Genomic DNA, 26,947 nt, shown 5'->3' with positions numbered 1-26,947 from the left:
GCCGGCGTTTGAGGCGCGGGGGTTCGGGGGCGGCGCCCCCGGCAGCGGCGCCGCAGGGGCTACGTGCCGGTCCCGGGCTCGGTCGGTGTCGGGGCCGATGTCGTCGGGGCCGGGGTCGTCGGCGTGACGGTCTGCGTCGGAGTCGGCTTCGGGGACTCCGACGTCTGCGGAGGCGACGCAACCGGCGAAGTCTTCGGCGGAGTCACCGGCGGCTTCCGAGTCGGCCCGCCCCCACCCGACGGCTTCGCGCTCGGCCCCCGGCTGACCCCCGGCGCGGGAGCGGCCGCCCCCTCCCCCGACGTCGACGCCCCCGGCTCCGCGTCGTCCCCGGGTTCGGCCTCCGCCGCCGTCCCCGGCTCCGCGGCAGAATCGTTCCCTCCCGGCTCGGCGGAAGTACCCGTGTCCGTACCCGCCGCCGGAACGTCCGGCGTCGTCGCCGACACCTTCGGCCCCGGCCCCGCCGGTGTCTCCTCGTCCCCGGAGCCCATCGCCAGCGCCACCACCGTGCCCAGCGCGGCCACCGTCAGCGCCCCGGCCGCCGCCAGCAGCACCGACCGCTTCCGGGACCCCGCCCCCGGCTCGGGGACCGGCGGTGCCAGCGCCGGCGCCGGAGACGGCTTCAGCGACAGCGGGAACGGCTCCGAGAACACCTCCGCCAGGTTCGCCGGCGCACCCCGCCGCACCCCCGGAACCACGGCCGTCACGGCCGTCACGGCCTCCGCCCCCTTCACACCACCCGGGCCGGCCGGACCACCCGGAGCACCCGAGCCGGCGGGAAGCCCGGGAGCACCCAGGCCACCAGGGCCCGCCAGGCCACCCGGGCCGGCGGAAAGGGCCTGAAGACCCGGGCCGGCCTGAACACCCGACGCGGCAGCGCCCGACGCACCCACGTCACCCGGGCCCGCCAGGGCACCCGCCCCGGCGGGAAGAGCCCGGACACCCGGGCCGGCCTGGGCACCCGACGCAGCAGCGCCCGACGCACCCCCCGGCGGAGCGACCGGCGGAGCGACCGGCGGAGCGACCGGCGGAGCGACCGGCGGAGCGACCGGCGGAGCCAACCGCAACGGCGGCGAAGCCGCCCCCGCGCCCGCCGCCTCGCGGTCGGTGACGAGCGCCAGCGCCCGCCGCCCCGCCACGGTCCCCCGCTTGTCGGCCAGCGCCCCCTTCAGCCCGATCGACGCCTCCAGCTCCGCCCGCGCCCGGTCCAGCCGCCCCTCGCACAGCGCGAGTACGCCCAGCTCGTGGTGGAAGTACGCCTGCTCCGCGACCTCGCCCGCCTTCCGCGCGGCCTCCGCCCCGGACCGCAGCACCCGCTCCCACGCCTCCCAGTGCAGCGACGCCGCGAACGCCGGGGCCGCCGTCCGCGCCAGTAGCACCGCCGCGACCACGTCCGCGCCGACCAGCGCCGCCAGCACCGCGTCCGCCTCCGCCGCGACCCGCTCCGGCGTCACCGAGGCGTGCCCGGTCCACCAGGCGTAGTGCCGGGCGGCCGTACGGGCCTCCTCGGCGGCCGGGTCCCCGTAGCCGACCTCCTCCAGCTGCCGCGCGACCCCCGCGGCCAGCCGGTACCGCGTCCCGACCGGCGTCAGCAGCCCGCAGCCCAGCAGCTCCGCCACCGCCGCGTCGGCGTGGGTGTCCCCCACCAGCGCCGGCAGGTGCGCGTGGTGCGGCAGCTCCCCGCCCAGCGCGCACGCGATCCGCAGGACCGCCCGCGCCGACTCGCTCACCCGCGAGGCCAGCAGCTCCGCCGGGGCCGCGCCCTCGGCGAGCGTGGGCAGCGGTACGAACGCCGCGTCCCGCGGGCGCTCCTCGAACACCCCGGGCTCGTCGTCGTCATCGTCGGCCGAGGAGCCGTTGAGCTCGTCGCGCTGCCGCAGCAGCGCCGCCGCCTGTACGAAGCGCAGCGGCAACCCCTCCGAGGCGAAGCGCAGGTCCCCCGCCCAGGCGATCTCCTCCTCGGTCAGCGCCCGGCCGACGCCCGCCTCCAGGAACTCGACGGAGTCGGCCCGCCCGAGGCCCGTGAGGAAGACCTCCTCCAGGTGCGAGTCGTCGGAGGGCGCCTTGGTGTCCGGGGTGGCGGCCAGCAGGTAGGCGCATTCGGGGGTGGCGCGCAGCAGCTCGTCGAGGGCGCTCCCACCCATCTCCAGGTCGTCGAGGAGGACGACGGCCCCTATCTCCCGCACCCGGGCGAGCAGTTCCTCCCGGTCGGGCCGTACGGGCCGACCGTCCGGCGCCTCGTACACGGCGGCGTACAGCGCGTGGAGCAGCTCGCCCGGCTGCTGCTGCCCGTACCCCGAGAGCCGTACGACCCCGTCGGGCGCGACGTCCGCGCAGTCGGCGGCGACCGCGTCGAGCAGCACGGAACGGCCGGAACCGGAGGGGCCGGTGAGGCGGACGGAACGCCCGTGCGAGAGGAGGCGTACGAGACGCTCCCGCTCCTCCTCGCGCGCCGGCAGCAGCCGGGTGGAGGCGGTGGCTCCGGGGAGTACGGGCGGCCGGGCGGCCGTGTCGCGCGCGGCGCGGGAGGCCGGGCCGCGCTTGACGGGCCGGCCGGGCTGCGCGCCGGGGCGAACCGGCTCGATCTCGCTGCCGTCGACGGGGTTCACCGTCAGGGCGAAGTCACCGGCCGTCAGCGTGACCACCCGCGCGGGCCCCGCATGGGGTTCCGCCGGATCGGCCTGTCCCTGTGCACGCTCCATGACCCAGTCTCCCGATCGCGCCGATCGCGTCGCCGCCGTCGTCCCGCCCGGCCGTCGCTCGCACACGCCGCAGTCGCTACTGGTCCGGTTTTCCGCCCGACCCTAGACGGTGCCCGGTCGCGCCGGTACCGCAGGGGGGCCTCAACGGCCGTTCCGTTACGTTTCTGCTGTCAAGGCCACACACGGTGATCACACGCGCGGCAGGGACTCCGCTTCCAGCCCGCCCTCGATCGAGAGGATCCGGTGCAGGCGGGTGGCGACGAGGAGCCGCTGCATCTGGGGCGGCACCCCGCGCAGGACGAGGCGCCGGCCGGACCGGCCGGCCCTGCGGTGGGCGCCCATGATCACGCCGAGACCGGTGGCGTCCCAGGAGTCGAGCCCGGTCAGGTCCAGCACGAGGTCGCCGCGCCCGTCGTCGAGGGCGGTGTGCAGGGCCGTACGGGCGTCCGCCGCGCTGCGCACGTCGAGGCGGCCCCCGACAGCGAGTTCGGCGTGGTCGCCCCTGATGTGCATGTGTACTCCCGGCAGTCCCGCGTACGTATGGTCCGATTGGTCCGTGGTCGGCAACTCTCACTGCAACTGACTGCCTCCGGGGCGGTGAAGTTGCCGACCGTGAGCGAACCGATACCTAATTCACCCCATGGGGTGCGGGCGTTCGAACTGGTGCTCAGTGCTTGTAGAAGCCCTGGCCGCTCTTGCGGCCGATGTCGCCCGCGTCGACCATGCGGCGCATGAGCTCCGGCGGCGCGAACTTCTCGTCCTGCGACTCGGTGTAGATGTTGCTGGTGGCGTGCAGCAGGATGTCGACGCCGGTGAGGTCGGCGGTGGCCAGCGGCCCCATCGCGTGGCCGAAGCCCAGCTTGCAGGCGATGTCGATGTCCTCGGCGGAGGCGACGCCCGATTCGTACAGCTTCGCGGCCTCGACGACCAGCGCGGAGATCAGACGGGTCGTCACGAAGCCGGCGACGTCGCGGTTGACGACGATGCAGGTCTTGCCGACGGACTCGGCGAACGCCCGCGTGGTGGCGAGGGTTTCGTCGCTCGTCTTGTAGCCGCGCACCAGCTCGCACAGCTGCATCATCGGGACGGGCGAGAAGAAGTGCGCGCCGACGACCCGCTCCGGACGCTCCGTCACGGCCGCGATCTTGGTGATCGGGATGGCGGAGGTGTTGGACGCCAGGATCGCGTCCTCGCGGACGAGCTTGTCGAGCGTGCGGAAGATCTCGTGCTTGACCTCGAGCTTCTCGAAGACGGCCTCGACGACGATGTCGACGTCGGCGACCGCGTCGAGGTCGGTGGTCGTGGAGATGCGGGCGAGCGCGGCCTCCGCGTCCTCGGCCGTCATCTTGCCCTTGGAGACGAACTTGTCGTACGAGGCCTTGATTCCGTCCGTACCCCGGGTCAGCGCGGCGTCGGTGACATCGCGCAGCACGACGTCCCAACCCGCCTGAGCGGAGACCTGCGCGATCCCGGAACCCATCAGTCCGGCACCGATGACGGCGAGCTTCCCAGCCACTGCACACCCCACGTTCTTCAAAACGGCCCAGTCTCGTAGCCTCTCGGCCGGAGACTAGCGCCCGGGGACGGCAGTGTGACCCTGAAGTAACACGCGTCACGTCTCAGATGACGGACATCACACTGGTACGGCTCAGCCGTCCGCGTCCGTCAACCCCGCCTCGATCGCCCGCAGTCGCGCCGCCTCGCGCGCCGCCGTCTCGGCGTGCCCGAGGCGCGGTCTCGCACCTGTGCGTCCTCCTCGACGGGCCACGACTCGCCCGGATGGTGCGGATCGTCCCGGAACTCGTCCAGCGCGACGGAGGCGGCACCGCGTGCGATTTCCCGGCGGGCCTCACTACTCTGGCCGCATGGTGAACCTCACGCGCATCTACACCCGCACCGGCGACAAGGGCACGACCGCGCTCGGCGACATGAGCCGTACGGCCAAGACCGACCTGCGGATCTCCGCCTACGCCGACGCCAACGAGGCGAACGCGGCCATCGGGACGGCGATCGCGCTCGGCTCGCTGCCGGCCGATGTCGTCAAGGTCCTGGTCCGGGTGCAGAACGACCTGTTCGACGTCGGCGCGGACCTGTGCACCCCGGTGGTCGAGGAGCCGGAGTACCCGCCGCTGCGCGTCGAGCAGTTCTACGTGGACAAGCTGGAGGCGGACTGCGACCGCTTCAACGAGGAGCTGGAGAAGCTGCGCAGCTTCATCCTCCCCGGCGGAACGCCCGGCGCCGCCCTGCTGCACCAGGCCTGCACGGTGGTCCGGCGGGCCGAGCGCTCGACGTGGGCGGCGCTGGAGGTGCACGGCGAGGTGATGAACCCGCTGACCGCGACCTACCTGAACCGGCTCTCCGACCTCCTGTTCATCCTGGCGCGTACGGCCAACAAGGAGGTCGGGGACGTGCTCTGGGTGCCGGGCGGCGAGCGCTAGTGCTGTGGCCGGAAAGGCTTGCCGGGGCGCCGCGACCCGGTGAACCTTTCCGGCCACAGCACTGGGCGAGCACCGGGTCCGCTACCGCTTCACCGGCTCGTCGGCGCGGTCCTGCGCGTCCGCGCCCGCCGGGGCCTTGCGCGGCCAGATCGAGTACGTCGCGGCGATGACGGCGTGGATGGCGACCACCCGCAGCGCGGCGTACTGCCAGGACTGGAGCGAGCCCGTGTCGGCCGCGTCGCCGACGTACCAGATCGCGGCCTGGAGCAGCCCCGTCGCGACCGCCGCCGCGAGCACGGTCCGGCCCCACAGCTTCCATTCGTGGACGGCCCGCGCCTTGCCGTACCCGGCGCCGGCCGGCTTCGGCCCGCCGGCGAAGCGGTACGCGGCGTGAGCGTCGAGCCACTTCACGGTGTAGTGGCCGAAACCCACGGTGTAGCCGATGTACAGGGCGGCGAGGCCGTGCTTCCAGCTCGGCTCCCCGCCGTTCTTGAGGTCCAGGGTCGTGACCACCAGCAGCACCAGCTCCAGCAGCGGCTCGCACAGCAGGACCGCCGCGCCCAGCCTCGGCATCTTCGCGAGGTAGCGCAGGGCGAGTCCGCCGGCCAGCAGCACCCAGAAGGCGATCTCACAGATCAGGATCAGGGCGACGAGCACGGGTCTCTCCGTTCACTCGGTATCGGTCGGTTCTCTGACTTCCTCGTCCAGCGTCCCGTCCGATTCCGGCCGGATCGTCGTCACCGGTGACGAACCGTGACTGCACCCTTCGATGTACTGCGGCGCCCCGCGGCCTCCGCCCCGGCGTCGAGGCCGCGCCGCGCCCCACGGTGTTGGATGGGACCGTGATCCGCGAGAGCCTGCGCCCCCACCGCGACGACGTCCTGCTCGCCGTGTTCAGCGTGCTCGCGGGCGCGCTGCTGTGGTCCCTGGGCGTCCACAACAACGGCGCCCGGGACTCCCTCCCCGACTGGGCCGCCCTGGTCCCGCTCACGGTCATCGGGTCGATGGAGCTGCTGCGCCGCACCGCGCCCGCCGTGACGCTGCCCGTCGGCGCCGCCTGCCTGATCGCCGACCAGTTCACGGTGGGAAATCTGGCCACCGTCGTGATCTTCACCGACCTGATGTACGCGGCCGTCGTCTACGGCAAACCCGCGCTGGCCCGCGTACTCCCAGTCGCCACGGGCCTGCTCACCGTCGCCGTCACGATCGCGGCCGTGGCCTGGCTGCGCACCCCGCAGTCACTGCTGATCGGCGTGATCACCGGCATCGTGACCTTCGGCCCGGCCCTGACCGGCGCCACCCTGCGCAATCACCGCGAGGCCGCCGACGCCGCCCGGCTGCGCGCCGAGCAGACCACGCTGCTGGCCGAGATGGACCGGGCCCAGGCAGTGGCCGCCGAGCGCGCCCGGATGGCGCGGGAGCTGCACGACATGGTGGCGAACCACCTGTCGGCCATCGCGATCCACTCCACCGCCGCGCTGTCCATCGACTCCCCCGCCACCAGCCGCGAGGCGCTCGGGGTGATCCGCGAGAACAGCGTGCAGGGGCTGGCCGAAATGCGCCGTCTGATCGGACTGCTGAGGGAGGCCGGGGCCGGGCCGGAGGCCGGGGCCGTGCCCTCGCTGGACGGGCTCGACAGCCTGATCGCCCAGGCCCGTACCAACGGCTGCGCCAGCGGCCTGGACTTCGTACTGGACGACCGCAGGCCGCCCGGGGAGCCGCTGCCGGCGCCGGTGGAGCTGGCGGCGTACCGCATCGTCCAGGAGTCGCTGACCAACGCCCTCAAGCACGCCGCGCCGGGCGCGGTCCGGGTCGAGGTGGCACGCGCCGGGGGGCTGCTGACCGTACGGGTGGACTCGCCGTACGGGGACCGGCCGGGCCCCCGCGCGCCCGGCTCCGGGGCGGGCCTGATCGGCATGCGCGAGCGCGCCGAGCTGCTGGGCGGGGAGTTCGCGGCGGGCGCGGCGGGAACGGTTTGGCAGGTGCGGGCCTCGCTGCCCGCCGAGGAGAGGGCGGTGTCCGGATGAACGGGCGGGGCGTCAGGGTCCTGGTGGCCGAGGACCAGAGCGCGGTACGGGCGGGCCTGGTGCTGATCCTGCGCAGCGCGGGCGACATCGAGGTGGTCGGCGAGGCGGCGGACGGCGAGGAGGCGGTGCGCCTGGCCCGGGAGTTGCGGCCGGACTTGGTCCTCATGGACGTGCAGATGCCGAGGCTCGACGGGGTCTCGGCCACCCGCCAGGTGGTCGCGGAGGGCCTGGCGGACGTCCTGGTGCTGACCACCTTCGACCTGGACGAGTACGTGTTCGGGGCGCTGCGCGCCGGCGCGGCGGGCTTCCTGCTGAAGAACGCGGACGCGGCGGAGCTGATCGCGGCGGTACGGACGGTCGCGCGCGGGGAGGGCCTGATCGCCCCGGCGGTGACCCGGCGGCTGATCGCGGAGTTCGCGGCGCCGCGGGCGGTACGGCCGCCGACCCCGCCGGAGACGGCGGCGGCGGTGGCGTCCCTGACCCGGCGGGAGCGGGAGGTGCTGGGCTGCCTGGGCGAAGGGTTGTCGAACGCGGAGATCGCGGGGCGTCTGGAGATGGCGGAGGCCACGGTGAAGACGCACGTCAGCAGGCTGCTGGGGAAGCTGGAGCTGCGCAGCCGGGTCCAAGCGGCCGTACTGGCACAGGAGTTGGGCCTCCAGGAGTAGGGCTGAAGCCGCCCCGAACCCATGAGGTCTGGACCTCTTGACGCTTGGTCCAGACCTTTCTACTCTCACCGGAAACTGTGGTGAGCGTGCCATGACAAGCGTGCTCACGGGCGGCGCAGGTCCCACCCCCATGTCACGGTCGTCCCCACGACCGCGACGGACCTACGGAGGAGCACCCTTGAGCACAGCACCCCCGCAACGCGTTCGACTGTTCAGAAGGGTGGCCGCGACCCTGGCCGCCTTCGCCCTGCCGATCGCCGGGCTGGTGGCCCTCGCCGGCCCCGCCGAGGCCGCGGCCTCCGCGACGGCGACGTACACGAAGGTCTCCGACTGGGGCTCCGGCTTCGAGGGCAAGTGGACGGTGAAGAACACCGGCACCACCACGATCAGCAGCTGGACCGTCGAGTGGGACTACCCGGCCGGCACCACTGTGACCTCGGCCTGGGACGCCACCGTCACCAGCTCCGGCACCCACTGGACCGGCAAGAACGTCGGCTGGAACGGCACCCTGTCCCCCGGTGCCAGCATCAGCTTCGGCTTCAACGGCGCCGGCCCCGGCGCCCCCGGCGGCTGCAAGATCAACGGGGCCTCCTGTGACGGCGGCAGCCAGCCCGGCGACAACCCGCCCTCCGCACCCGGCACCCCCACCGCGAGCAACGTCACCGAGAACGCGCTGACCCTGAACTGGTCCGCGGCCACCGACGACAAGGGCGTCAAGAACTACGACGTCTACCGGGGCGGCACCAAGCTCACGACGGTCACCGGCACCAGCTACGGCGACTCGGGCCTGACCAAGGGCACGGCGTACACCTACACCGTCACCGCCCGTGACACCGTCGACCAGACCGGGCCCTCCTCGGGCTCCCTCTCGGTCACCACCCCCGGCGGCACCGTCCCGCCTGACCCGGGCGGCAAGGTCAAGCTCGGCTACTTCACCAACTGGGGCGTCTACCAGCGCAACTACCACGTGAAGAACCTCGTCACCTCCGGCTCCGCCGGGAAGATCACCCACATCAACTACGCCTTCGGCAACGTCCAGAACGGCAAGTGCACCATCGGCGACTCCTACGCCGACTACGACAAGGCCTACACCGCCGACCAGAGCGTCGACGGCGTCGCCGACACCTGGGACCAGCCGCTACGCGGCAACTTCAACCAGCTGCGCAAGCTGAAGAAGCAGTACCCGAACATCAAGGTCCTGTGGTCCTTCGGCGGCTGGACCTGGTCCGGCGGCTTCGGCCAGGCCGCGCAGAACCCCACCGCCTTCGCCCAGTCCTGCTACGACCTGGTCGAGGACCCGCGCTGGGCCGACGTGTTCGACGGGATCGACCTGGACTGGGAGTACCCGAACGCCTGCGGCCTGTCCTGCGACACCAGCGGCGCGGCCTCCCTCAAGAACATGATGCAGGCCATGCGCGCCAAGTTCGGCGCGGGCAACCTGGTCACCGCCGCCATCTCCGCCGACGGCTCGAACGGCGGAAAGCTGGACGCGGCCGACTACGCGGGCGCGGCCCAGTACGTCGACTTCTACAACGTCATGACGTACGACTTCTTCGGCGCCTGGGCGGCGCAGGGCCCGACCGCCCCGCACTCCCCGCTCACCGCCTACTCCGGCATCCCGCAGGACGGCTTCAACTCCGAGGCCGCCATCACCAAGCTCAAGGGCAAGGGCATCGCCGGCTCGAAGCTCAACCTCGGTATCGGCTTCTACGGGCGCGGCTGGACCGGCGTCACCCAGGCGACCCCCGGCGGCACGGCCACCGGTCCGGCCCCCGGCACGTACGAGCAGGGCATCGAGGACTACAAGGTGCTCAAGAACAGCTGCCCGAGCACCGGCACCATCGCCGGCACGGCCTACGCCAAGTGCGGCAGCAACTGGTGGAGCTACGACACCCCCGCCACGGTCGCCGGGAAGATGGCCTGGACGAAGCAGCAGGGCCTGAGGGGCGCCTTCTTCTGGGAGTTCAGCGGCGACACTGCCAACGGCGAACTCGCGGGCGCGATCCACACCGGTCTCCAGTAACCCCCACACACCGGACCCGGTGAACGACGAAGCCGGGGAGACGGGGTCCGCCCCCCGTCTCCCCGGCTTCCTCACGTCTTCAGGCGATCAGGCCGGTCGGGCCGCTCAGGCCACGTTCACCCGCTGGCCGGGAGGCGCCGCCTCCAGCCACGCCAGGAACCCGGTCAGCGCGTCCTCGCTCATCGCCAGCTCCAGGCGCGTCCCCCGGTGGAGACAGCCGAGCACGACGGCGTCGGACAGCAGCGCCAGCTCCTCCTCGCCCTCGGGGGCGCGGCGGGAGACCACCTCGATGGAGGAGCGCTCCAGCAGCCGGCGCGGCCGCGGCGCGTAGCTGAACACGCGGAACCACTCGATGCGGTCACCGCTGTAGCGGGCCACCCCGTACACCCAGCCCTTGCCGGAGACGTCGGGCTTCTCCGACACGCCCCAGCGCAGGCTGCAGTCGAAGGTGCCGCCGGACCGCTGGATGAGCCTGCGGCGCAGACCGAACACAAAGAGCCCGATCACCACCAGGGCTACGACCAGGCCGCTCACAAGCAGAGCGAGGAGCATCTTCACCGACCTCCTCGCTCATCGAAAGCTACATACCAAAAAAGCACCTGCATCGCCTCAGCCGCGACCCGGTCCGGAAAATTCCGGAACGGACCGCGGCTGAGGACGCACACTCTTCGGTAAGGGGCTCAGTGCCCCGTTACCGCGCGCAGACGGACATCGGCGCGACGCTCGGCGGCCGCATCGGCCTCCGACTTCGCGCGCTCCAGTGCCCGCTCCGCCCGCTGGACGTCAATCTCGTCCGCGAGCTCGGCGATCTCGGCCAGCAGGGACAGCTTGTTGTCCGCGAACGAGATGAAACCGCCGTGCACCGCGGCGACGACAGTGTTGCCCTCGCTGGTGCGGATGGTCACCGGGCCCGATTCCAGCACACCGAGAAGCGGCTGGTGACCGGGCATGACGCCGATGTCGCCGGACGTGGTGCGGGCGACAACAAGGGTGGCCTCGCCGGACCAGACATTGCGGTCCGCCGCGACCAGCTCGACGTGCAGCTCAGCAGCCAAGGTGGCTCCTCGGGTCACCACCCGGCGGGTCGGCCGGGTGTTGGGTCAAATTCTAATGGGCGTGGGGAGAGGGACGGGACACACCCGCCCCTCTCCGTACGCAGACACTGTCAGCGTTCGCTGGCGGCCTGCGACCGGATGCGCTCCTCGCGGAGCGCGCCGGATCAGGAGACGCCCAGCTCCTTGGCGTTCGCCTTCAGGTCCTCGATGCCACCGCACAGGAAGAACGCCTGCTCGGGGAAGTGGTCGTAGTCACCGTCGCAGATCGCGTTGAACGCGGTGATCGACTCGTCGAGCGGGACGTCCGAACCGTCGACGCCGGTGAACTGCTTGGCGACGTGCGTGTTCTGCGACAGGAAGCGCTCGACACGACGGGCACGGTGGACAACGAGCTTGTCCTCCTCGCCCAGCTCGTCGATACCGAGGATCGCGATGATGTCCTGGAGGTCCTTGTACTTCTGGAGGATCCCCTTGACGCGCATCGCCGTGGCGTAGTGGTCCGCCGCGATGTACCGCGGGTCGAGGATGCGGGACGTCGAGTCCAGCGGGTCCACGGCCGGGTAGATGCCCTTCTCGGAGATCGGACGGGAGAGAACCGTCGTCGCGTCGAGGTGGGCGAAGGTGGTCGCCGGCGCCGGGTCGGTCAGGTCGTCCGCGGGGACGTAGATCGCCTGCATCGAGGTGATCGAGTGACCACGGGTCGAGGTGATGCGCTCCTGGAGGAGACCCATCTCGTCGGCCAGGTTCGGCTGGTAACCCACCGCGGAGGGCATGCGGCCGAGCAGGGTCGACACCTCGGAACCCGCCTGGGTGTACCGGAAGATGTTGTCGATGAAGAACAGCACGTCCTGCTTCTGCACATCGCGGAAGTACTCCGCCATGGTCAGACCGGCGAGCGCGACGCGCAGACGGGTGCCCGGGGGCTCGTCCATCTGGCCGAAGACAAGCGCCGTCTTGTCGATGACGCCCGAGTCGGCCATTTCCTCGATGAGGTCGTTGCCCTCACGGGTACGCTCACCGACGCCCGCGAACACCGACACACCGTCGTGGTTGTTGGCGACGCGGTAGATCATTTCCTGGATCAGAACGGTCTTGCCGACACCGGCACCACCGAACAGACCGATCTTTCCACCCTTGACGTACGGGGTGAGAAGGTCGATGACCTTGACGCCGGTCTCGAACATCTCGGTCTTCGACTCGAGCTCGTCGAAGCGAGGCGCCTTGCGGTGGATCGGCCAGCGCTCGGTGACGTTGGCGTTCTCCTCCGGGTAGTTCAGCACCTCACCGAGGGTGTTGAACACCTTGCCCTTGGTGAAGTCACCGACGGGGACGGTGATGCCCTCGCCCGTGTCGGTCACCGGGGCCTGGCGGACCAGACCGTCGGTCGGCTGCATCGAGATGGTACGGACGAGGCCGTCACCCAGGTGCTGCGCGACCTCGAGGGTCAGGGTCTTGAGCTTGCCGTCCTCGGCCGGGTCGGCGACCTGGACCTTGAGGGCGTTGTAGATCTCGGGCATGGCGTCGACGGGGAACTCCACGTCGACGACCGGGCCGATGACCCGGGCGACGCGGCCCGTGGCGGCGGCCGTCTCAACAGTGGTCGTCATTACTTGTCACTCCCCGCGGTCGCGTCAGCCATGGCGCTCGCGCCACCGACGATCTCGCTGATTTCCTGGGTGATTTCGGCCTGGCGGGCCGCGTTGGCAAGCCGGGAGAGGCTCTTGATGAGATCCCCGGCGTTGTCGGTCGCCGACTTCATCGCACGGCGGCGGGCGGCGTGCTCGGAAGCGGCCGACTGCAGCAGTGCGTTGTAGATGCGGCTCTCGACGTAGCGCGGCAGCAGGGCGTCGAGGACGTCCTCCGCCGACGGCTCGAAGTCGAACAGCGGAAGGATCTCGCCCTTCGTACCGGTCTCCTCCGCAGCCTTCTCAAGGCTGAGCGGCAGCATCCGGCCGTCGACCGGGTTCTGCGTCATCATCGACACGAATTCCGTGTAGACGATGTGCAGCTCGTCGACGCCACCCTCGGCCGTCTCCGTCTGGATGGCCTCGATCAGCGGCCCGGCGACGCGCTTGGCGTCGGCGTAGGCCGGGCTGTCGGTGAAGCCGGTCCACGAATCCGCGACCTTGCGCTCGCGGAAGCCGTAGTAAGCCAGACCCTTGCGGCCGACGATGTAGGTGTCGACGTCCTTGCCCTCAGCGCGCAGCCGCTCGGTGAGCCGCTCCGCCTGCTTGATGGCGTTCGAGGAGTAGCCGCCGGCCAGACCGCGGTCGCTCGTGATGAGCAGGACCGCGGCACGGGTCGGCGCCTCTACCTCGGTGGTAAGGGCGTGCTTGGTGTTCGAGCCGGTCGCCACCGCGGTCACCGCACGGGTGAGCTCGGTCGCGTACGGCATCGATGCCGCCACCTTGCGCTGCGCCTTGACGATGCGCGAGGCGGCGATCATCTCCATCGCCTTGGTGATCTTCTTGGTCGCCGTGATGGCACGGATGCGACGCTTGTAGACCCGGAGCTGCGCTCCCATGAGTCAGGTCCCTTCCGTCGTCACTTGGAGACGTTGACGGCCGGTGCGTCCTCGCCCAGGAGCTTGCCGTCCGAGGTCTCGAACTGGCGCTTGAAGGAAGCGATGGCGTCAGCGATCGACGTCAGCGTGTCGTCCGACATCTTGCCGCCGTCGGCGATGGAGGTGAGGAGGTCCTTGCGCTCGCGGCGCAGGTGCTCCAGCAGCTCCGACTCGAAGCGACGGATGTCGTTGACAGGGACGTCGTCCATCTTGCCGGTGGTGCCGGCCCAGACGGAGACGACCTGCTCCTCGACGGGCATCGGCTGGTACTGGCCCTGCTTCAGCAGCTCGACCAGGCGCTTGCCGCGCTCCAGCGAAGCCTTCGAAGCGGCGTCCAGGTCGGAACCGAAGGCGGCGAACGCCTCCAGCTCACGGTACTGGGCGAGGTCCAGGCGCAGACGGCCGGAAACCTGCTTCATGGCCTTGTGCTGGGCGGAGCCACCGACGCGGGAGACCGAGATACCGACGTTCAGCGCCGGGCGCTGGCCCGCGTTGAACAGGTCGGACTCCAGGAAGCACTGGCCGTCGGTGATGGAGATGACGTTGGTCGGGATGAACGCCGACACGTCGTTCGCCTTGGTCTCGACGATCGGCAGACCGGTCATCGAACCGGCACCCATGTCGTCGGACAGCTTCGCGCAGCGCTCCAGCAGACGGGAGTGCAGGTAGAAGACGTCACCCGGGTAGGCCTCACGGCCCGGCGGGCGGCGCAGCAGCAGCGACACGGCGCGGTAGGCGTCGGCCTGCTTCGACAGGTCGTCGAAGATGATCAGGACGTGCTTGCCTGCGTACATCCAGTGCTGGCCGATGGCGGAACCGGTGTACGGCGCCAGGTACTTGAAGCCGGCCGGGTCGGACGCCGGGGCGGCGACGATCGTCGTGTACTCGAGCGCACCGGCGTCTTCCAGGGCGCCGCGAACGGACGCGATGGTCGAGCCCTTCTGGCCGATGGCGACGTAGATGCAGCGGACCTGCTTGTTCACGTCGCCCGAGCGCCAGTTGTCGCGCTGGTTGATGATCGTGTCGACGGCCAGCGCGGTCTTGCCGGTCTGACGGTCGCCAATGATCAGCTGACGCTGGCCACGGCCGACGGGGACCATCGCGTCGATGGCCTTGTAGCCGGTCTGCATGGGCTCGTGGACCGACTTGCGGACCATGACGCCCGGGGCCTGCAGCTCGAGGGCGCGGCGGCCCTCGGTCGCGATCTCGCCGAGACCGTCGATCGGGTTGCCGAGCGGGTCGACAACGCGGCCGAGGTAGCCCTCGCCGACGCCGACGGAGAGCACCTCACCGGTGCGCTGCACCGGCTGGCCCTCCTCGATACCGCTGAACTCGCCGAGGACGACCGCACCGATCTCGCGCTCCTCGAGGTTGAGGGCGAGACCGAGGGTGCCGTCCTCGAACTTCAGCAGCTCGTTCGCCATGGCGGAGGGCAGGCCCTCCACCTTCGCGATGCCGTCGCCGGCAACGCTGACCGTTCCGACCTCCTCGCGCGAGGCCGCGTCCGGCTGGTACGACTGGACAAAGTTCTCCAGTGCGTCCCGGATCTCCTCCGGCCGGATCGTGAGCTCCGCCATCTGGGTTCCCTGCTCTCCTTGTTGGGCCTGAAGCTTCTTAGGGGTCTGGGGGCGACCCCCAGGAATCTTCTGCAAGTTCTGCACGGCCCAACCGGGCCGCTAGGAATGCGTTGTTCTATTGGTGGCTGGTCAGCCGGCCATGCGGCGGGACGCCTCTGCGAGGCGGTCCGCGATGGTGCCGTCGATGACCTCGTCGCCGACTCGCACCGAGATCCCGCCGAGGACCTCGGGGTCCACGTCGAGGTTCAGGTGCATCTCGCGGCCGTACAGCTTGGCCAGCACCGCGCCGAGACGCTGCTTCTGCACGTCGCTGAGCGGAACCGCGGTGGTCACGGTGGCGACCATGCGGTTGCGGCGCTCCGCGGCGAGCACGGAAAGGGACTCGAGTCCCGCTTCCAGGCTACGTCCACGCGGGTGGGCGACGAGACGCGTGACCAGACGCTCGGTGACGGCGCTCGCCTTGCCGCCGAGCAGGCTGCGCAGCAGCTCGCTCTTGGCGGAGACGGTGGCCGCCCGGTCGGTCAGCGCGGAGCGCAGCCCGGTGTTCGAGGCGACGATCCGGCCGAACCGGAACAGCTCGTCCTCGACGTCGTCGAGCGCGCCGGCCTGCTGGGCCGCCGTGAGGTCGGCGGTGTTCGCCAGCTCCTCAAGCGAGTCCACCAGGTCACGGGACTGCGACCAGCGGGACCGGGCCATGCCGGACACCAGGTCGAGGGCTTCGCCGCCCACCTGGCCCGCCAGCAGTCGACCGACCAGCTCGGCCTTGGCCTCGCCGGACTGCGCCGGGTCCGTGATGACCCGACGCAGCGAGACCTCACGGTCGAGCAGCGCGGTGACGGCAGCCAGCTCACCGGCGAGCTTCGCCGCGTCGACGGACGTGTTGTCCGTCAGCGCGTCGAGACGCTCGCGCGCGGAGGCCAGCGCCTCGCGGCTCGCTCCGTTCATCGGGCCGCCTCGGCCTTCTCCTCGAGTTCGCTGAGGAAGCGGTCGATCGTGCGGCTCTGCCGGGCGTGGTCCTCAAGGGACTCGCCGACGAGCTTTCCGGCCAGGTCGGTGGCGAGCTTGCCCACGTCCTGACGCAGCGCCTGAGAGGCGGCCTTGCGGTCGGCCTCGATCTGGGCGTGGCCGGCAGCGATGATCTCCTCACGCTGCCGCTGGCCCTCTGCGCGCAGTTCTTCCTTGAGCGCAGTGCCCTGCTCCAGCGCTTCCTGGCGCAGGCGCGCGGCGTCGTGCCGGGCTTCGGCGAGCTGGGCCTTGTACTGCTCCAGGACGCTCTGAGCCTCGGCCTGAGCATCCTCGGCCTTCGTGATACCGCCCTCGATCTGCTCGCGACGCTCTTCCAGAACCTTGTTGATGTTCGGGAGGAGCTTCTTGGCGAGGAAACCGAAGACGATGACGAAGGCGAGAAGACCGATGACGAGCTCGGGGATCGGCGGAACGAGGGGGTTACCCGGCTCCTCGGCCGCGAGAACCAGGAGGTTCACATCAGTGCCTTTCGTCGGTTCGGACTAGTCGTTGGGTTCGTCTTAGTAGACGAACGGCATGACCAGACCGATGAGGGCGAGCGCCTCACAGAAGGCGAAGCCGAGGATCTGGTTGGCGCGGATCAGACCGGCAGCCTCGGGCTGACGGGCGAGAGCCTGCGTGCCGTTACCGAAGATGATGCCGACGCCGACGCCGGGGCCGATGGCCGCCAGGCCGTAACCGACGGAGCTGAGGGAACCTTCGACGGCAGCAAGGGTCTGGGACATGCCAGTTCTTCCTTCTCTTTCATGGACCGGTGGGGGTTGGCCACCGGACGATTCGGGGGGGTTGCAGGGGCAGGCTGAGCTCAGTGGTGCTCGGCGAGCGCGCCCTGCAGGAAGCTGCAGGCCAGGAGGACGAAGACGTACGCCTGGACAGCCTGGATGAAGAGCTCGAACGCGGTCATCACGATGACCATGACGAACGAGACGCCCGCGTACGCGATGCCGATCCCGTTCAGCAGGTACCAGCTGGCGATGGTGAACAGCAGCAGCAGGGTGTGACCGGCGAACATGTTCGCGAACAGTCGGACCGCGTGGGTGAAGGGCCGGACGATGACGTTCGAGAAGAACTCGATGACCATGACCATCGGCAGGATCGGGCCGAGGGACTTGTCGTAGCCCGTCAGGTTCTTGAAGCCGCCGACGAAGCCGTGACGCTTGAAGGTCACCGACATCCACATCACGTAGATGATCGCGGCGAGCCCGGCCGGGTACGCGATGACGGCGGTCACCGGGAACTGGGCGAGCGGAATGATCGACCACAGGTTCATGATCCAGACGAAGAAGAACGTCGCGACCATGAAGGGGACGTACTTCTCGCCTTCCTTCTTACCAAGCGTCTCGTAGACGATGCCGCGGCGCACGAAGTCGTAGCCCGCCTCGGCGACCATCTGCAGCTTGCCCGGGACGACCTTCGGCTTCCGGAACGCAGCCCAGAAGAAGCCGACGATGATGACGGAGCCCAGCAGGGCCAGCAGCATCGTCTTGTTGAAGTACAGGTTGCTGTCCGCGTCACCGAAGATCGGCTTGAACAGGAACGAGTACAAGGTCGGGCCCGGGAAGCCGCAGCCAGTGCCGTCTTCGAAATGACAATTGATATCGAAGGCGAGCGTCATGTCAGCAGCACTCACCGCGGGCTCCTTCAGCGTGGCGCATAGGTACGGCAACCTCGTTGTGTCGGCGCGGCGCGCAGCCGCGGTTCGGCACTGGACTGGTGTTACGGATGGTGGGGCGGCAGTCAGGCATCGAGCCTCGCGATGGGACAGGCGTCAGCTCAGATGCCCGCGCCCGCAGTGCCGCAGTAGTTGGCACCGGACGATAGCAGGATCCCGAACGCGCACTTATCCCGGCCCTACCCTTCACGACTTCGGACCCGAGTTCCCGGGCTTGTCGCCCTTCGACGAGTCCGGTTCGACGTAAAGGATCTTGGCCTTCATGTGAGCACGCGTCTGTGCGCCGGTCCACACGAGGGTGGTGGCGACGAGCGTGATCGCGAAGGCCTTGGGGTGGAACAGATCGGTGTTCTTGAACGCGGCGAGGAAGATGAAGAGCGCCAGAATCTCTGCGGCGTAGAGCATGAGCCCCATTGCCTGGAAGAGATGCGGGAGCGATTTCGCCGTGCGTTGCATACCGATCAGGCCGGCCCCCATGAGCACGATCACCAGCAGCGTCGCGACGACGGCACCGATCGCTCCCTTGCCGCCGACGACCAACGCGCTGATGACCGTCGCGAGTGCGCCGGCTACAGCTGTGGGTACGGCGATGTGCAGGAGGGATCGGACGTCATCTGACCGCATGGCGGGTTGCTCCGCGTGGTGGTGGGGGCACGGACTCGTACGGGACTCGTACGGGACGAGCGTAAGCCCGGTCCGAGAGATCGCCTCGGGCCAAGGGACCGTCGCACTACGGTCCTTCGGCTCTGTCGCCGGGTTTAGTGAACGGTATCACAAACTATTTGATGAGAGCTTTACCTGGTCCGTGTGCTGACTGTCACACATGAGAGTGAACGCGCCCGTGTGTGCGCGACAGCGAGCCGTCTTGTCTGGTATTGGGACTTCGCGTCCTAAATGCGCACCAGGGTAAGCGCGCTCGATCGGGGACGGTTGACGCGCGGACTTGACCGCACACGACCGTGGGCCCCGGCTCTCGCCGGGGCCCACGCCGGGTCATCGGCCGATCTGATCGGCCCCTGAAATTCTCGGTTCCGCCACCTGTCGTCCACCGCCGCTCGTCAGCGGGTGGATTCGGCCTTCCGCCGGTCGGGGAAGCGCGAGCGGGGGCCCACGGCGGTCGCTCCGTTGACGCCGGAGACGCCCGCCACCACCGGGCGGGCCGGGGTCGGCTCGGTGCCCGTGGCCTCGCGTGCGGCCGCCTCGGCGGCGGCCTCCGCCCGCCGGGCCGAGTACCGGTAGCGCGGCGGGACGACGCCCTGCGCCCAGCGCGGGACGCGCGGGGTGAAGCGCGGCAGGAGCAGCAGGATCAGGCCGACGGCGCTCAGGGCGGCGATGCCGAGCACGATCCACATCGAGGTGGAGTGCACTGAGTAGGCCACCGCGCCGTAGGCGATCAGGCCCGACCAGAAGTACATGATCAGCACCGCGCGGCTGTGCGAGTGGCCGAGCTCCAGCAGGCGGTGGTGCAGGTGCCCGCGGTCGGCGGCGAACGGGGACTGGCCGTTCCAGGTGCGCCGGACGACGGCCAGGATCAGGTCCGCCATCGGGATGGCGATGATCGTCAGCGGCAGCAGCAGCGGCATGAAGACCGGCAGCATCGCGTGCGTCGCGTTGCGCTCACCACCCGCGAACAGGGCCATCGCGTCCGGGTCCACCTGGCCGGTCATGGAGATCGCGCCGGCGGCCAGCACCAGTCCGATGAGCATCGAGCCGGAGTCGCCCATGAAGATGCGGGCGGGGTGCATGTTGTGCGGCAGGAAGCCGAGGCACATGCCCATCAGGATCGCCGCGAAGAGGGTCGCCGGGGCGGCCGCCTCGATCCCGTAGCCGAACCAGATCCGGTACGCGTAGAGGAAGAACGCGCAGGAGGCGATGCAGACCATGCCGGCGGCCAGGCCGTCGAGGCCGTCCACGAAGTTCACCGCGTTGATGGTGATCACCACGAGGGCCACGGTGAGCAGGTTGCCCTGCCACTGGGTCAGCGCGACCGTGCCGATGAAGGGGACCGGGATCCACAGGATCGTCAGACCCTGCATGACCATCACACCGGCGGAGATCATCTGTGCGCCGAGCTTGATCAGGGCGTCGATCTCGAACTTGTCGTCGAGGACGCCCACCAGCCAGATCAGCGCCGCCCCGGAGAGCAGCGCCCGCGGTTCGTTCGAGAGCTCGAAGACGCCGTTGAGGTTCTGCAGGTGGTCGGCGACCAGCAGGCCGGCGCACAGGCCGCCGAACATGGCGATGCCGCCGAGCCGCGGTGTCGGCTCGCGGTGCACGTCACGGGCCCGGATCGCGGGCATCGCCCCGACGGCGATCGCGAACTTCCGCACGGGCCCGGTGAGCAGGTAGGTCACCGCGACCGTGACGCAAAGCGTCAGCAGATATTCACGCACGGGCTGCCCCAGATGTATCGCCGGCCATCTCAGCCCCACACATTAGCTGCGATGTCCCCCGCTCCGAGGACGCGAGGGGCCGGTAGCGCGGTTGCACTACGTCCTGCTTGCCCTCTTTAAACCCCGTACGGGGGAAATTCCACCGTGAGCTCGCCGACATCCGCCCGGGTCCCGGCCGCCGCGTCGCCGCCGTCGCCCCCGGCCAGGGCCGCGGTGAACAGCTCGGCGATCCGGACCATCTCCCGCTCCCCCATCCCCTGGGTGGTCACCGCCGCCGTCCCGAGACGGATGCCGCGCTGGTCCCCGTACGGCAGGGCGCAGGTGTCGAGGACGATCCCGGCGGCGGCCAGCCGGCCGCGCGCGGTCGGCCCGTCCAGGCCCAGCGGGGCCGGGTCGGCGCTGATCAGGTGGGTGTCGGTGCCGCCGGTCGTGAGCAGGAAGCCGTGTGCCTCCAGCTCGTCGGCCAGCACCCGCGCGTTCGCGACGACCCGGTGGGCGTACGTGGTGAACGCCGGCCCGGCGGCCTCGCCGAAGGCGACGGCCTTGGCGGCGATGGTGTGCATCTGGGCGCCGCCCTGGGTGAAGGGGAACACCGCCCGGTCGATGCGCTCCGCGAACTCGGCGCCGCACAGGATCATCCCGCCGCGCGGGCCGCGCAGCACCTTGTGCGTGGTCGCGCAGACGATGTCGGCGTACGGGACGGGGCTGGGGGCCGCGCCGCCCGCGACGAGCCCGATCGGGTGCGCGGCGTCGGCGATCAGGTACGCGCCGACCTCGTCGGCGATCTCGCGGAACACGGAGTACTCGGGGTGGCGGGGGTAGCAGATCGAGCCACAGACGATCGCCTTGGGGCGGTGCGCGCGGGCGAGGTCCTGCACCTGCTCGTAGTCGATCAGGCCCGTCTCGGCGTCGACCCCGTACCCGACGAAGTCGAACCAGCGCCCGGAGAAATTGGCGGGCGACCCGTGGGTGAGGTGCCCGCCGTAGGGGAGGCCCATCGCGAGGACGGTGTCCCCGGGGCGCAGCAACGCGGCGTAGGCGGCCAGCACGGCGGATGATCCGGAGTGGGGCTGCACATTGGCGTGCTCGACGCCGAACAGCGCCCTGGCGCGCTCGACGGCGGTCCGTTCGGCCAGGTCCGCGTACTCGCAGCCGCCGTGGTGGCGGGCGCCGGGGTAGCCCTCGGCGTACTTGTTGGCGAGCGCGGAGCCGAGGGCCGCGAGCACGGCGGGCGAGGTGAAGTTCTCGGCGGCGATCAGCTGGAGCGTGTCCGCCTGCCTGCGAGCCTCCCCCGCGAGCACGTCGGCCATCTGCGGGTCCTGCTGTCGCAGCAGGTCCGTCGGCTGGGTGATGACGCTCATGGCGCGACTCCCGAGGGGTGAACCGGTATCGCCACCCTATTCCCCGGGTGCCTCTCACGCCCCTCGGCCGGGCCCGGTCGGCCCCTGTACGGCGCAAGGCACCGCAGAACGGCCTCGCACGGCGCTCCCGGGGGCCCTCCCGGCCCTTCGGCCGAGCGGTGCGCCCGCAGCCTCAGTGCGGCGCGGTGACGCCCGTCAGGGCCGTGACGACGGGGTCCAGCGCCTGGTTGATCTCGTCGCCGATCGAGCGGAAGAAGGTGATCGGGGCGCCGTACGGGTCGTACACCTCGTCGGCGTCGGGGGACGGCGCCAGCAGCCAGCCGCGCAGCGCGGCGGCGGCCCGCACCAGCGCGCGCGCCCGCTCGGCCATCCCGTCGTCCAGCGGCGGCAGCGTGGCCGGATCTATCGCCCGTACCAGCCGGGTGAACTCCTTCAGCGTGAAGGTGCGCAGGCCCGCCGAATGGCCCATCGAGATGACCTGCGCCCGGTGGTCACGGGTCGCCGTGAGGACCAGGTCCGCGCGTATGACGTGCTCGTCCAGCAGCTCGCGCCCGGTGAACCCCGACGCGTCCGCGCCGAAGTCGGCCAGCACGGCCGCCGCGTTCGCCTCCATGGGCGCTCCCTCGTGCCCCCACGTGCCGGCGCTCTCGACGATGAGGTCCCCGGTCACGAGGCCGCCCAGCCGGTGCGAGAGCGCATGCCGCGTCAGCCGCTCGGTGATGGGCGAGCGGCACACGTTGCCGGTGCTGACGTGGAGGATGCGGAAGGTCGCTCCCCCGGCCGGGGCCAGGGAATGCCCGCTTGCTATGCCACGCCCCTCAGGGCTCACGGGGCCACCTCGAGGTCGGGTACGACCTCCCGCAGCTGCTCGGCGGTCAGCGCCCCCTCACGCAGCAGGACGGGAACCTTCCCGGTGACGTCGACGATCGAGGACGGCTGGATCCCCGGAGTCGGCCCGCCGTCCAGGTACACGGACACCGAGTCGCCCAGCATCTCGCGCGCCGCGTCGCAGTCCTCCGGCGCCGGGTGCCCGGTCAGGTTCGCCGAGGACACCGCCATCGGCCCGACCTCGGTCAGCAGCTCGATCGCGACGGGGTGCAGCGGCATCCGTACGGCCACGGTCCCGCGGGTCTCGCCCAGGTCCCACGCCAGCGACGGCTGGTGCTTGGCGACGAGCGTCAGCGCGCCCGGCCAGAACGCGTCGACGAGCTCCCACGCCTGCTCGGAGAAGTCCGTGACCAGGCCGTGCAGGGTGTTCGGGGAGCCGATGAGGACAGGGGTGGGCATGTTGCGGCCCCGGCCCTTGGCGGCGAGCAGGTCACCGACCGCCTCCGCGCTGAAGGCGTCCGCGCCGATCCCGTACAGGGTGTCGGTGGGCAGCACGACGAGCTCGCCGCGGCGCACGGCGGACGCGGCTTCGCGCAGTCCCGTCTTGCGGTCCGTCGCGTCGTTGCAGTCGTATCGCCGGGCCATCAGCGGGACTCCTCGTGCAGCAGGGGGGTGGCGGGAAAGGTCGTGCCCGTCACGGCAGGGCCTTGCGGGCGGTCGCGAAGCGCGGGCGGTTGTTGAGGTCCGGGTGGTCGGCCGCGTCGGCCCAGCCGCGTTCCTCGGCGAAGATCCACGGCACCTGGCCGCCCTGGGTGTCGGCGTGCTCGATGACGACGATGCCGCCGGGCCGCAGCAGCCGGTGCGCGGTGCGCTCGATGCCGCGGATGGTGTCGAGGCCGTCCTCGCCGGAGAAGAGCGCCATCTCCGGATCGTGGTCGCGGGCCTCGGGGGCGACGTACTCCCACTCGGTGAGCGGGATGTACGGCGGGTTCGAGATGACGAGGTCGACCTGGCCGTCCAGCTCGGGCAGCGCGCTGAGCGCGTCACCCTGGTGGACGGTGACCCGCGAGCCCTCGGCGTTCTTGCGGGTCCACCGCAGCGCTTCCTCGGACAGCTCGACGGCGTGCACGCGCGAGCGCGGCACCTCCTGCGCCATGGCCAGCGCGATGGCGCCCGAGCCGGTGCACAGGTCCACGATCATCGGCTCGACGACGTCCATCGCCCGGACCGCGTGTATGGCCCAGTCCACGACGGACTCGGTCTCGGGCCGGGGCACGAACACCCCGGGCCCGACCTGGAGTTCCAGGTACCGGAAGAAGGCGCGGCCGGTGATGTGCTGGAGCGGCTCGCGCGCCTCGCGGCGGGCGACGGCCTCCCAGTAGCGGGCGTCGAAGTCCGTGTCCTTGACGTGGTGCAGTTCCCCCCGTTTGACGCCGTGCACGAAGGCGGCGAGCTCCTCCGCGTCGAAGCGCGGTGAGGGCACGCCGGCGGCGGCCAGCCGCTGGGTGGCTTGGGCCACCTCGGCAAGCAGCAAGTTCACGCTGGTCCTCCGGGCTGCTGTCGTACGGGGGGTGGAGCGAGGGTCAGTGCGCGGCCGCGAGCTTGGCGGCGGAGTCGGTGTCGACGCAAGCCTGGATGACCGGGTCGAGGTCCCCGTCGAGCACCTGGTCCAAGTTGTACGCCTTGAAGCCGGTCCGGTGGTCCGAGATCCGGTTTTCCGGGTAGTTGTACGTACGGATCTTCTCGGAGCGGTCCACGCTGCGCACCTGGCTGCGGCGCACGTCGGAGGCCTCCTGCTCGGCGGCTTCCTGGGCGGCGGCCAGCAGGCGCGAGCGCAGGATGCGCATGGCCTGCTCCTTGTTCTGGAGCTGGCTCTTCTCGTTCTGGCAGGAGGCGACCACACCGGTCGGGATGTGCGTGATGCGCACGGCCGAGTCGGTGGTGTTGACGGACTGGCCGCCGGGGCCGGAGGAGCGGTACACGTCGATGCGGAGGTCGTTCATGTTGATCTCGACCTCGACCTCCTCGGCCTCCGGGGTGACGAGCACGCCGGCGGCGGAGGTGTGGATGCGGCCCTGCGACTCGGTGGCCGGAACGCGCTGGACGCGGTGCACGCCGCCCTCGTACTTCAGGCGGGCCCAGACGCCCTGGCCGGGCTCGGTCGCACCGTTGCCGCCCTTGGTGCGGACGGAGACCTGGACGTCCTTGTAGCCGCCGAGCTCGGACTCGGTGGCGTCGATGATCTCGGTCTTCCAGCCCACGCGCTCGGCGTAGCGCAGGTACATGCGCAGCAGGTCGCCCGCGAACAGGGCGGACTCGTCGCCGCCCGCGCCGGCCTTGACCTCCAGGAGCACGTCCTTGTCGTCGCTGGGGTCGCGCGGAACGAGCAGCAGGCGGAGCTTCTCGGTGAGCTCCTCGCGCTGCGCGCTCAGTTCCTTGACCTCGGCCGCGAAGTCGGGGTCGTCGGCCGCGAACTCCTTGGCCGTCTCGATGTCCTCGGCGGACTGCTTCCAGGCACGGAAGGTCGCGACGATCGGGGTCAGCTCCGCGTAGCGCTTGTTGAGCTTGCGCGCGTTGGCCTGATCCGAGTGGACCGAAGGGTCGGCGAGCTTCTTCTCAAGATCGGCGTGCTCGCCGATCAGTTCCTCGACCGCCTCGAACATCGGGGGCTCCTGGGGTGAAAAGTACGAAAAAGGGCTGCGGGACGACAAAGGCGCCGGTCCGGCTGCCCCCGTATGGACAGGGCACAGCCGGGATCCGGCGCCGGAAGCGCGCTACTTCTGCGCAGCCTTGCCGAAGCGGGCCTCGAAGCGGGCGACACGGCCACCGGTGTCGAGGATCTTCTGCTTGCCCGTGTAGAACGGGTGGCACTCGGAGCAGACCTCGGCACGGATGGTGCCTTCGGTCAGGGTGCTACGAGTGGTGAACGACGCGCCGCAGGTGCAGCTGACCTGGGTCTCGACGTACTCGGGGTGAACATCGCGCTTCAAGGTGTCTCCTAGATTCGGGAGGGCGCCGGGTCGCAGGAGCCGAATTGCGCACTGCGTGAACCGGGGCCGACAGACCAGTCTGCCAGGACCGGGCCGCCTGTCAAAATTCTGAGGACGCCTGACTCAACGGCAGCGGGCCGGCATCTATTCCGGCCGCTCCCGAGGCGCCCCTGACCTGGGCCTACTGGACGATCGAGCCGGCCGTGCCCTTGTCGCCGGCCGAGTTCTCGGTGGCCTCGGCGGGGATCGGCTTGTCGGCCAGGAGGGAGTCCCAGACCATCTTGGACTCCTTGGTGAGCGGGACCACGCGGTTGACGTCACGCGGGTCCCCGGCCACCGGAAGGGTGATCATCTGCATGTCCTGGGCGTCGATGCCCTGGAGGCCCTGGGCGAAGCCCATGAGGGATTTCACGTCGCCGAGGGACTTGTCGGTGGTGATCGCCTTGGTGGCGGTGTCGGCGACGTCGAGCAGCCGCTTGGGGTTGTCGAACACCCCGATGCCCTTGACCTGCTTGATCAGGGCCTTGATGAAGGCCTGCTGGAGCTGTATTCGACCCAGGTCGCTGCCGTCGCCGACGCTCTTGCGGGTGCGGACGAGGCCGAGGGCCTGCTCTCCGTTGAGTTTGTTGGTGCCGGCCGCCAGGTCGAGGTGGCTGGCACCGTCCTTGATCGGCTTGGTGGTGGTGACCTCGACGCCGCCGAGCTTGTCGATGATCTTCTTGAAGCCGGTGAAGTCGACCTCGATGTAGTGGTCCATGCGGATCCCCGACATCTTCTCGACGGTCTTGACCGCGCAGGCGGCCCCGCCGATGGTGAACGACTCGTTGAACATGGACCGCGTGCTGCCGGGATCGGTCTTGCCGCCGGGGGTGGGACAGGACGGACGGTTGACCATCGTGTCGCGCGGTATGGAGACCACGCTGGCCTTCTCGTGCCCCTCGTACAGGTGGATGATCATCGCGGTGTCGGAGCGGGCGGAGCCGCCGTCGTCCTTGCCGTACTCGGCGTTGGCGCCGCCGCGGGAGTCCGAGCCGAGGACGAGGATGTCCATCGAGCCGTTGTCCACGTTCTGCGGCCGGTCGGTGCCGAGCGCCGAGTCGATGTCGACGGTCTTCAGGTTCCCGTTGAACTTGAAGTAGAAGTACCCGAGCCCGGCCCCGCCGACGAGGACCACACCGGCCGCGCTCCACGCGGCGACGGTCAGTGCCCTGCGACGCGCCGCCGGTTTGCGCCGGCGCCGTCCGGCGGTGCGGTGGCCCCCCTGGCCCGTGGTGTCCTGGCTCATGCTCTCCTCAGTCCTGAGTCCGGGTTCCCGGCCGGTTCGGCCCTCTTTCCACCCCGCTGTCCGCAGACACAGACGGCCTGAGAGCCTCCAGGGTTCCACGGCCCCACCCGGCCGACGCCCCGCCGGGCGGGGCCGAGGAGCCGCACACGTGGCCGTGGCACCGCGTGATCCCCCCGTCCACCTGCGGGTTCCCGGGGCCGCGCGGGCGGGCGTACGAGGACTGCCGCGGGCCCGGAATGTGTCACAGCTCGCACGTGGGCGGGGGTGCGGACGGGGATCCGGACGGAGGTGTGGGCAGGGATCCGGACAGGGCTGTGGGCAGGGGTCCGGGAAACGCGAGACCGC

Annotated in this window: 26 protein-coding genes; 4 read left to right on the top strand and 22 right to left on the bottom strand. The window is 70.5% G+C overall.

Going from position 1 to position 26,947, the window contains the following annotated elements; all coding sequences use genetic code 11:
- Nucleotides 1-59: 59 nt before the first annotated feature.
- The 3 genes from OG982_RS21055 to OG982_RS21045 form a co-directional block, all read right to left on the bottom strand.
- Nucleotides 60-2,699, bottom strand: a complete 2,640-nt coding sequence (locus OG982_RS21055; RefSeq protein ID WP_266949088.1) for an ATP-binding protein — start codon at nucleotides 2,697-2,699, stop codon at nucleotides 60-62.
- Between the two features lie 189 nt (nucleotides 2,700-2,888).
- Nucleotides 2,889-3,212: an STAS domain-containing protein gene (locus OG982_RS21050; protein ID WP_266784470.1), complete on the bottom strand. Its 324-nt coding sequence runs from the start codon at nucleotides 3,210-3,212 to the stop codon at nucleotides 2,889-2,891.
- Nucleotides 3,213-3,366: 154 nt separating this feature from the next.
- Nucleotides 3,367-4,215 carry a 3-hydroxyacyl-CoA dehydrogenase family protein gene (locus OG982_RS21045; RefSeq protein ID WP_266784472.1) on the bottom strand — a complete coding sequence of 283 codons (849 nt, stop codon included), beginning with the start codon at nucleotides 4,213-4,215 and terminating at the stop codon, nucleotides 3,367-3,369.
- Nucleotides 4,216-4,564: 349 nt separating this feature from the next.
- On the opposite strand from OG982_RS21045, the gene OG982_RS21040 reads away from it, so the two are divergent.
- Nucleotides 4,565-5,137 (top strand): cob(I)yrinic acid a,c-diamide adenosyltransferase, encoded by a 573-nt coding sequence (locus OG982_RS21040; RefSeq protein WP_266784474.1) that lies wholly within the window; start codon nucleotides 4,565-4,567, stop codon nucleotides 5,135-5,137.
- Between the two features lie 81 nt (nucleotides 5,138-5,218).
- Here the strand turns inward: OG982_RS21040 and OG982_RS21035 are convergent, their stop codons facing one another.
- Entirely contained in the window at nucleotides 5,219-5,794 is a 576-nt protein-coding gene (locus tag OG982_RS21035; RefSeq protein WP_266784476.1) for a hypothetical protein, read from the bottom strand.
- Between the two features lie 185 nt (nucleotides 5,795-5,979).
- On the opposite strand from OG982_RS21035, the gene OG982_RS21030 reads away from it, so the two are divergent.
- The 3 genes from OG982_RS21030 to OG982_RS21020 all read left to right on the top strand — a co-directional run bounded on the left by OG982_RS21030 (nucleotide 5,980) and on the right by OG982_RS21020 (nucleotide 9,852).
- On the top strand, nucleotides 5,980-7,164 hold the full coding sequence (locus OG982_RS21030; protein WP_266949087.1) for a sensor histidine kinase: 1,185 nt from the start codon (nucleotides 5,980-5,982) through the stop codon (nucleotides 7,162-7,164).
- On the top strand, nucleotides 7,161-7,829 hold the full coding sequence (locus OG982_RS21025) for a response regulator transcription factor (RefSeq protein ID WP_266949085.1): 669 nt from the start codon (nucleotides 7,161-7,163) through the stop codon (nucleotides 7,827-7,829). The genes OG982_RS21030 and OG982_RS21025 overlap by 4 nt, the downstream gene beginning before the upstream one ends.
- 130 nt (nucleotides 7,830-7,959) lie before the next feature.
- Complete coding sequence (locus tag OG982_RS21020) at nucleotides 7,960-9,852, top strand: glycoside hydrolase family 18 chitinase (RefSeq protein ID WP_266784482.1); 1,893 nt, start codon at nucleotides 7,960-7,962, stop codon at nucleotides 9,850-9,852.
- 105 nt (nucleotides 9,853-9,957) lie between these two features.
- On the opposite strand, the gene OG982_RS21015 is transcribed toward OG982_RS21020, so the two are convergent.
- The 18 genes from OG982_RS21015 to OG982_RS20930 all read right to left on the bottom strand — a co-directional run bounded on the left by OG982_RS21015 (nucleotide 9,958) and on the right by OG982_RS20930 (nucleotide 26,602).
- The gene (locus OG982_RS21015) at nucleotides 9,958-10,404 is read right to left on the bottom strand and encodes a DUF2550 domain-containing protein (RefSeq protein WP_266784484.1); all 447 of its coding nucleotides are present in this window, start codon (nucleotides 10,402-10,404) and stop codon (nucleotides 9,958-9,960) included.
- 128 nt (nucleotides 10,405-10,532) lie between these two features.
- Complete coding sequence (locus tag OG982_RS21010; protein ID WP_008738187.1) at nucleotides 10,533-10,907, bottom strand: F0F1 ATP synthase subunit epsilon; 375 nt, start codon at nucleotides 10,905-10,907, stop codon at nucleotides 10,533-10,535.
- 164 nt (nucleotides 10,908-11,071) lie between these two features.
- Entirely contained in the window at nucleotides 11,072-12,514 is a 1,443-nt protein-coding gene (gene atpD, locus OG982_RS21005; RefSeq protein WP_266784486.1) for a F0F1 ATP synthase subunit beta, read from the bottom strand.
- Nucleotides 12,514-13,431 carry a F0F1 ATP synthase subunit gamma gene (locus OG982_RS21000; protein ID WP_266784488.1) on the bottom strand — a complete coding sequence of 306 codons (918 nt, stop codon included), beginning with the start codon at nucleotides 13,429-13,431 and terminating at the stop codon, nucleotides 12,514-12,516. The genes atpD and OG982_RS21000 overlap by 1 nt, the downstream gene beginning before the upstream one ends.
- Before the next feature lie 20 nt (nucleotides 13,432-13,451).
- The gene (gene atpA / locus OG982_RS20995) at nucleotides 13,452-15,047 is read right to left on the bottom strand and encodes a F0F1 ATP synthase subunit alpha (protein WP_266784490.1); all 1,596 of its coding nucleotides are present in this window, start codon (nucleotides 15,045-15,047) and stop codon (nucleotides 13,452-13,454) included.
- 129 nt (nucleotides 15,048-15,176) lie between these two features.
- A complete protein-coding gene (locus OG982_RS20990; RefSeq protein ID WP_266784492.1) occupies nucleotides 15,177-15,992 on the bottom strand; it encodes a F0F1 ATP synthase subunit delta in 816 nt (271 codons plus the stop codon).
- Entirely contained in the window at nucleotides 15,989-16,531 is a 543-nt protein-coding gene (locus OG982_RS20985) for a F0F1 ATP synthase subunit B (protein ID WP_266784494.1), read from the bottom strand. Before OG982_RS20985 ends, OG982_RS20990 begins: the two co-directional genes overlap by 4 nt.
- A gap of 42 nt (nucleotides 16,532-16,573) precedes the next feature.
- Entirely contained in the window at nucleotides 16,574-16,798 is a 225-nt protein-coding gene (gene atpE / locus OG982_RS20980) for an ATP synthase F0 subunit C (RefSeq protein ID WP_030545783.1), read from the bottom strand.
- A gap of 80 nt (nucleotides 16,799-16,878) precedes the next feature.
- Nucleotides 16,879-17,688: a F0F1 ATP synthase subunit A gene (gene atpB / locus OG982_RS20975; protein ID WP_266791814.1), complete on the bottom strand. Its 810-nt coding sequence runs from the start codon at nucleotides 17,686-17,688 to the stop codon at nucleotides 16,879-16,881.
- Nucleotides 17,689-17,931: 243 nt separating this feature from the next.
- Nucleotides 17,932-18,369: a hypothetical protein gene (locus OG982_RS20970; protein ID WP_266784499.1), complete on the bottom strand. Its 438-nt coding sequence runs from the start codon at nucleotides 18,367-18,369 to the stop codon at nucleotides 17,932-17,934.
- A 434-nt stretch (nucleotides 18,370-18,803) separates the two neighbouring features.
- Nucleotides 18,804-20,138 carry an MraY family glycosyltransferase gene (locus OG982_RS20965; protein WP_266784501.1) on the bottom strand — a complete coding sequence of 445 codons (1,335 nt, stop codon included), beginning with the start codon at nucleotides 20,136-20,138 and terminating at the stop codon, nucleotides 18,804-18,806.
- A 116-nt stretch (nucleotides 20,139-20,254) separates the two neighbouring features.
- Entirely contained in the window at nucleotides 20,255-21,499 is a 1,245-nt protein-coding gene (gene glyA, locus OG982_RS20960) for a serine hydroxymethyltransferase (protein WP_266784503.1), read from the bottom strand.
- 172 nt (nucleotides 21,500-21,671) lie between these two features.
- Nucleotides 21,672-22,328, bottom strand: coding sequence for a protein-tyrosine-phosphatase (locus OG982_RS20955; protein ID WP_266784505.1), 657 nt, complete (start codon nucleotides 22,326-22,328; stop codon nucleotides 21,672-21,674).
- Nucleotides 22,325-22,972, bottom strand: coding sequence for an L-threonylcarbamoyladenylate synthase (locus tag OG982_RS20950; protein WP_030153769.1), 648 nt, complete (start codon nucleotides 22,970-22,972; stop codon nucleotides 22,325-22,327). The genes OG982_RS20955 and OG982_RS20950 overlap by 4 nt, the downstream gene beginning before the upstream one ends.
- A 49-nt stretch (nucleotides 22,973-23,021) precedes the next feature.
- Nucleotides 23,022-23,867: a peptide chain release factor N(5)-glutamine methyltransferase gene (gene prmC, locus OG982_RS20945; RefSeq protein WP_266784508.1), complete on the bottom strand. Its 846-nt coding sequence runs from the start codon at nucleotides 23,865-23,867 to the stop codon at nucleotides 23,022-23,024.
- Between the two features lie 43 nt (nucleotides 23,868-23,910).
- The gene (gene prfA, locus OG982_RS20940; protein WP_266784510.1) at nucleotides 23,911-24,990 is read right to left on the bottom strand and encodes a peptide chain release factor 1; all 1,080 of its coding nucleotides are present in this window, start codon (nucleotides 24,988-24,990) and stop codon (nucleotides 23,911-23,913) included.
- A 111-nt stretch (nucleotides 24,991-25,101) separates the two neighbouring features.
- Nucleotides 25,102-25,317, bottom strand: coding sequence for a 50S ribosomal protein L31 (gene rpmE / locus OG982_RS20935; RefSeq protein ID WP_214954960.1), 216 nt, complete (start codon nucleotides 25,315-25,317; stop codon nucleotides 25,102-25,104).
- A 181-nt stretch (nucleotides 25,318-25,498) separates the two neighbouring features.
- Nucleotides 25,499-26,602 carry an LCP family protein gene (locus OG982_RS20930; RefSeq protein WP_266784514.1) on the bottom strand — a complete coding sequence of 368 codons (1,104 nt, stop codon included), beginning with the start codon at nucleotides 26,600-26,602 and terminating at the stop codon, nucleotides 25,499-25,501.
- Between the last annotated feature and the right edge of the window lie 345 nt (nucleotides 26,603-26,947).

Origin of the sequence: Streptomyces sp. NBC_01551 (assembly GCF_026339935.1) — a bacterium.
In the GTDB taxonomy this organism is placed as follows: domain Bacteria; phylum Actinomycetota; class Actinomycetes; order Streptomycetales; family Streptomycetaceae; genus Streptomyces.
Note: the sequence above shows the minus strand (reverse complement) of the source record. Positions and strands in the feature narration are given on the sequence as shown.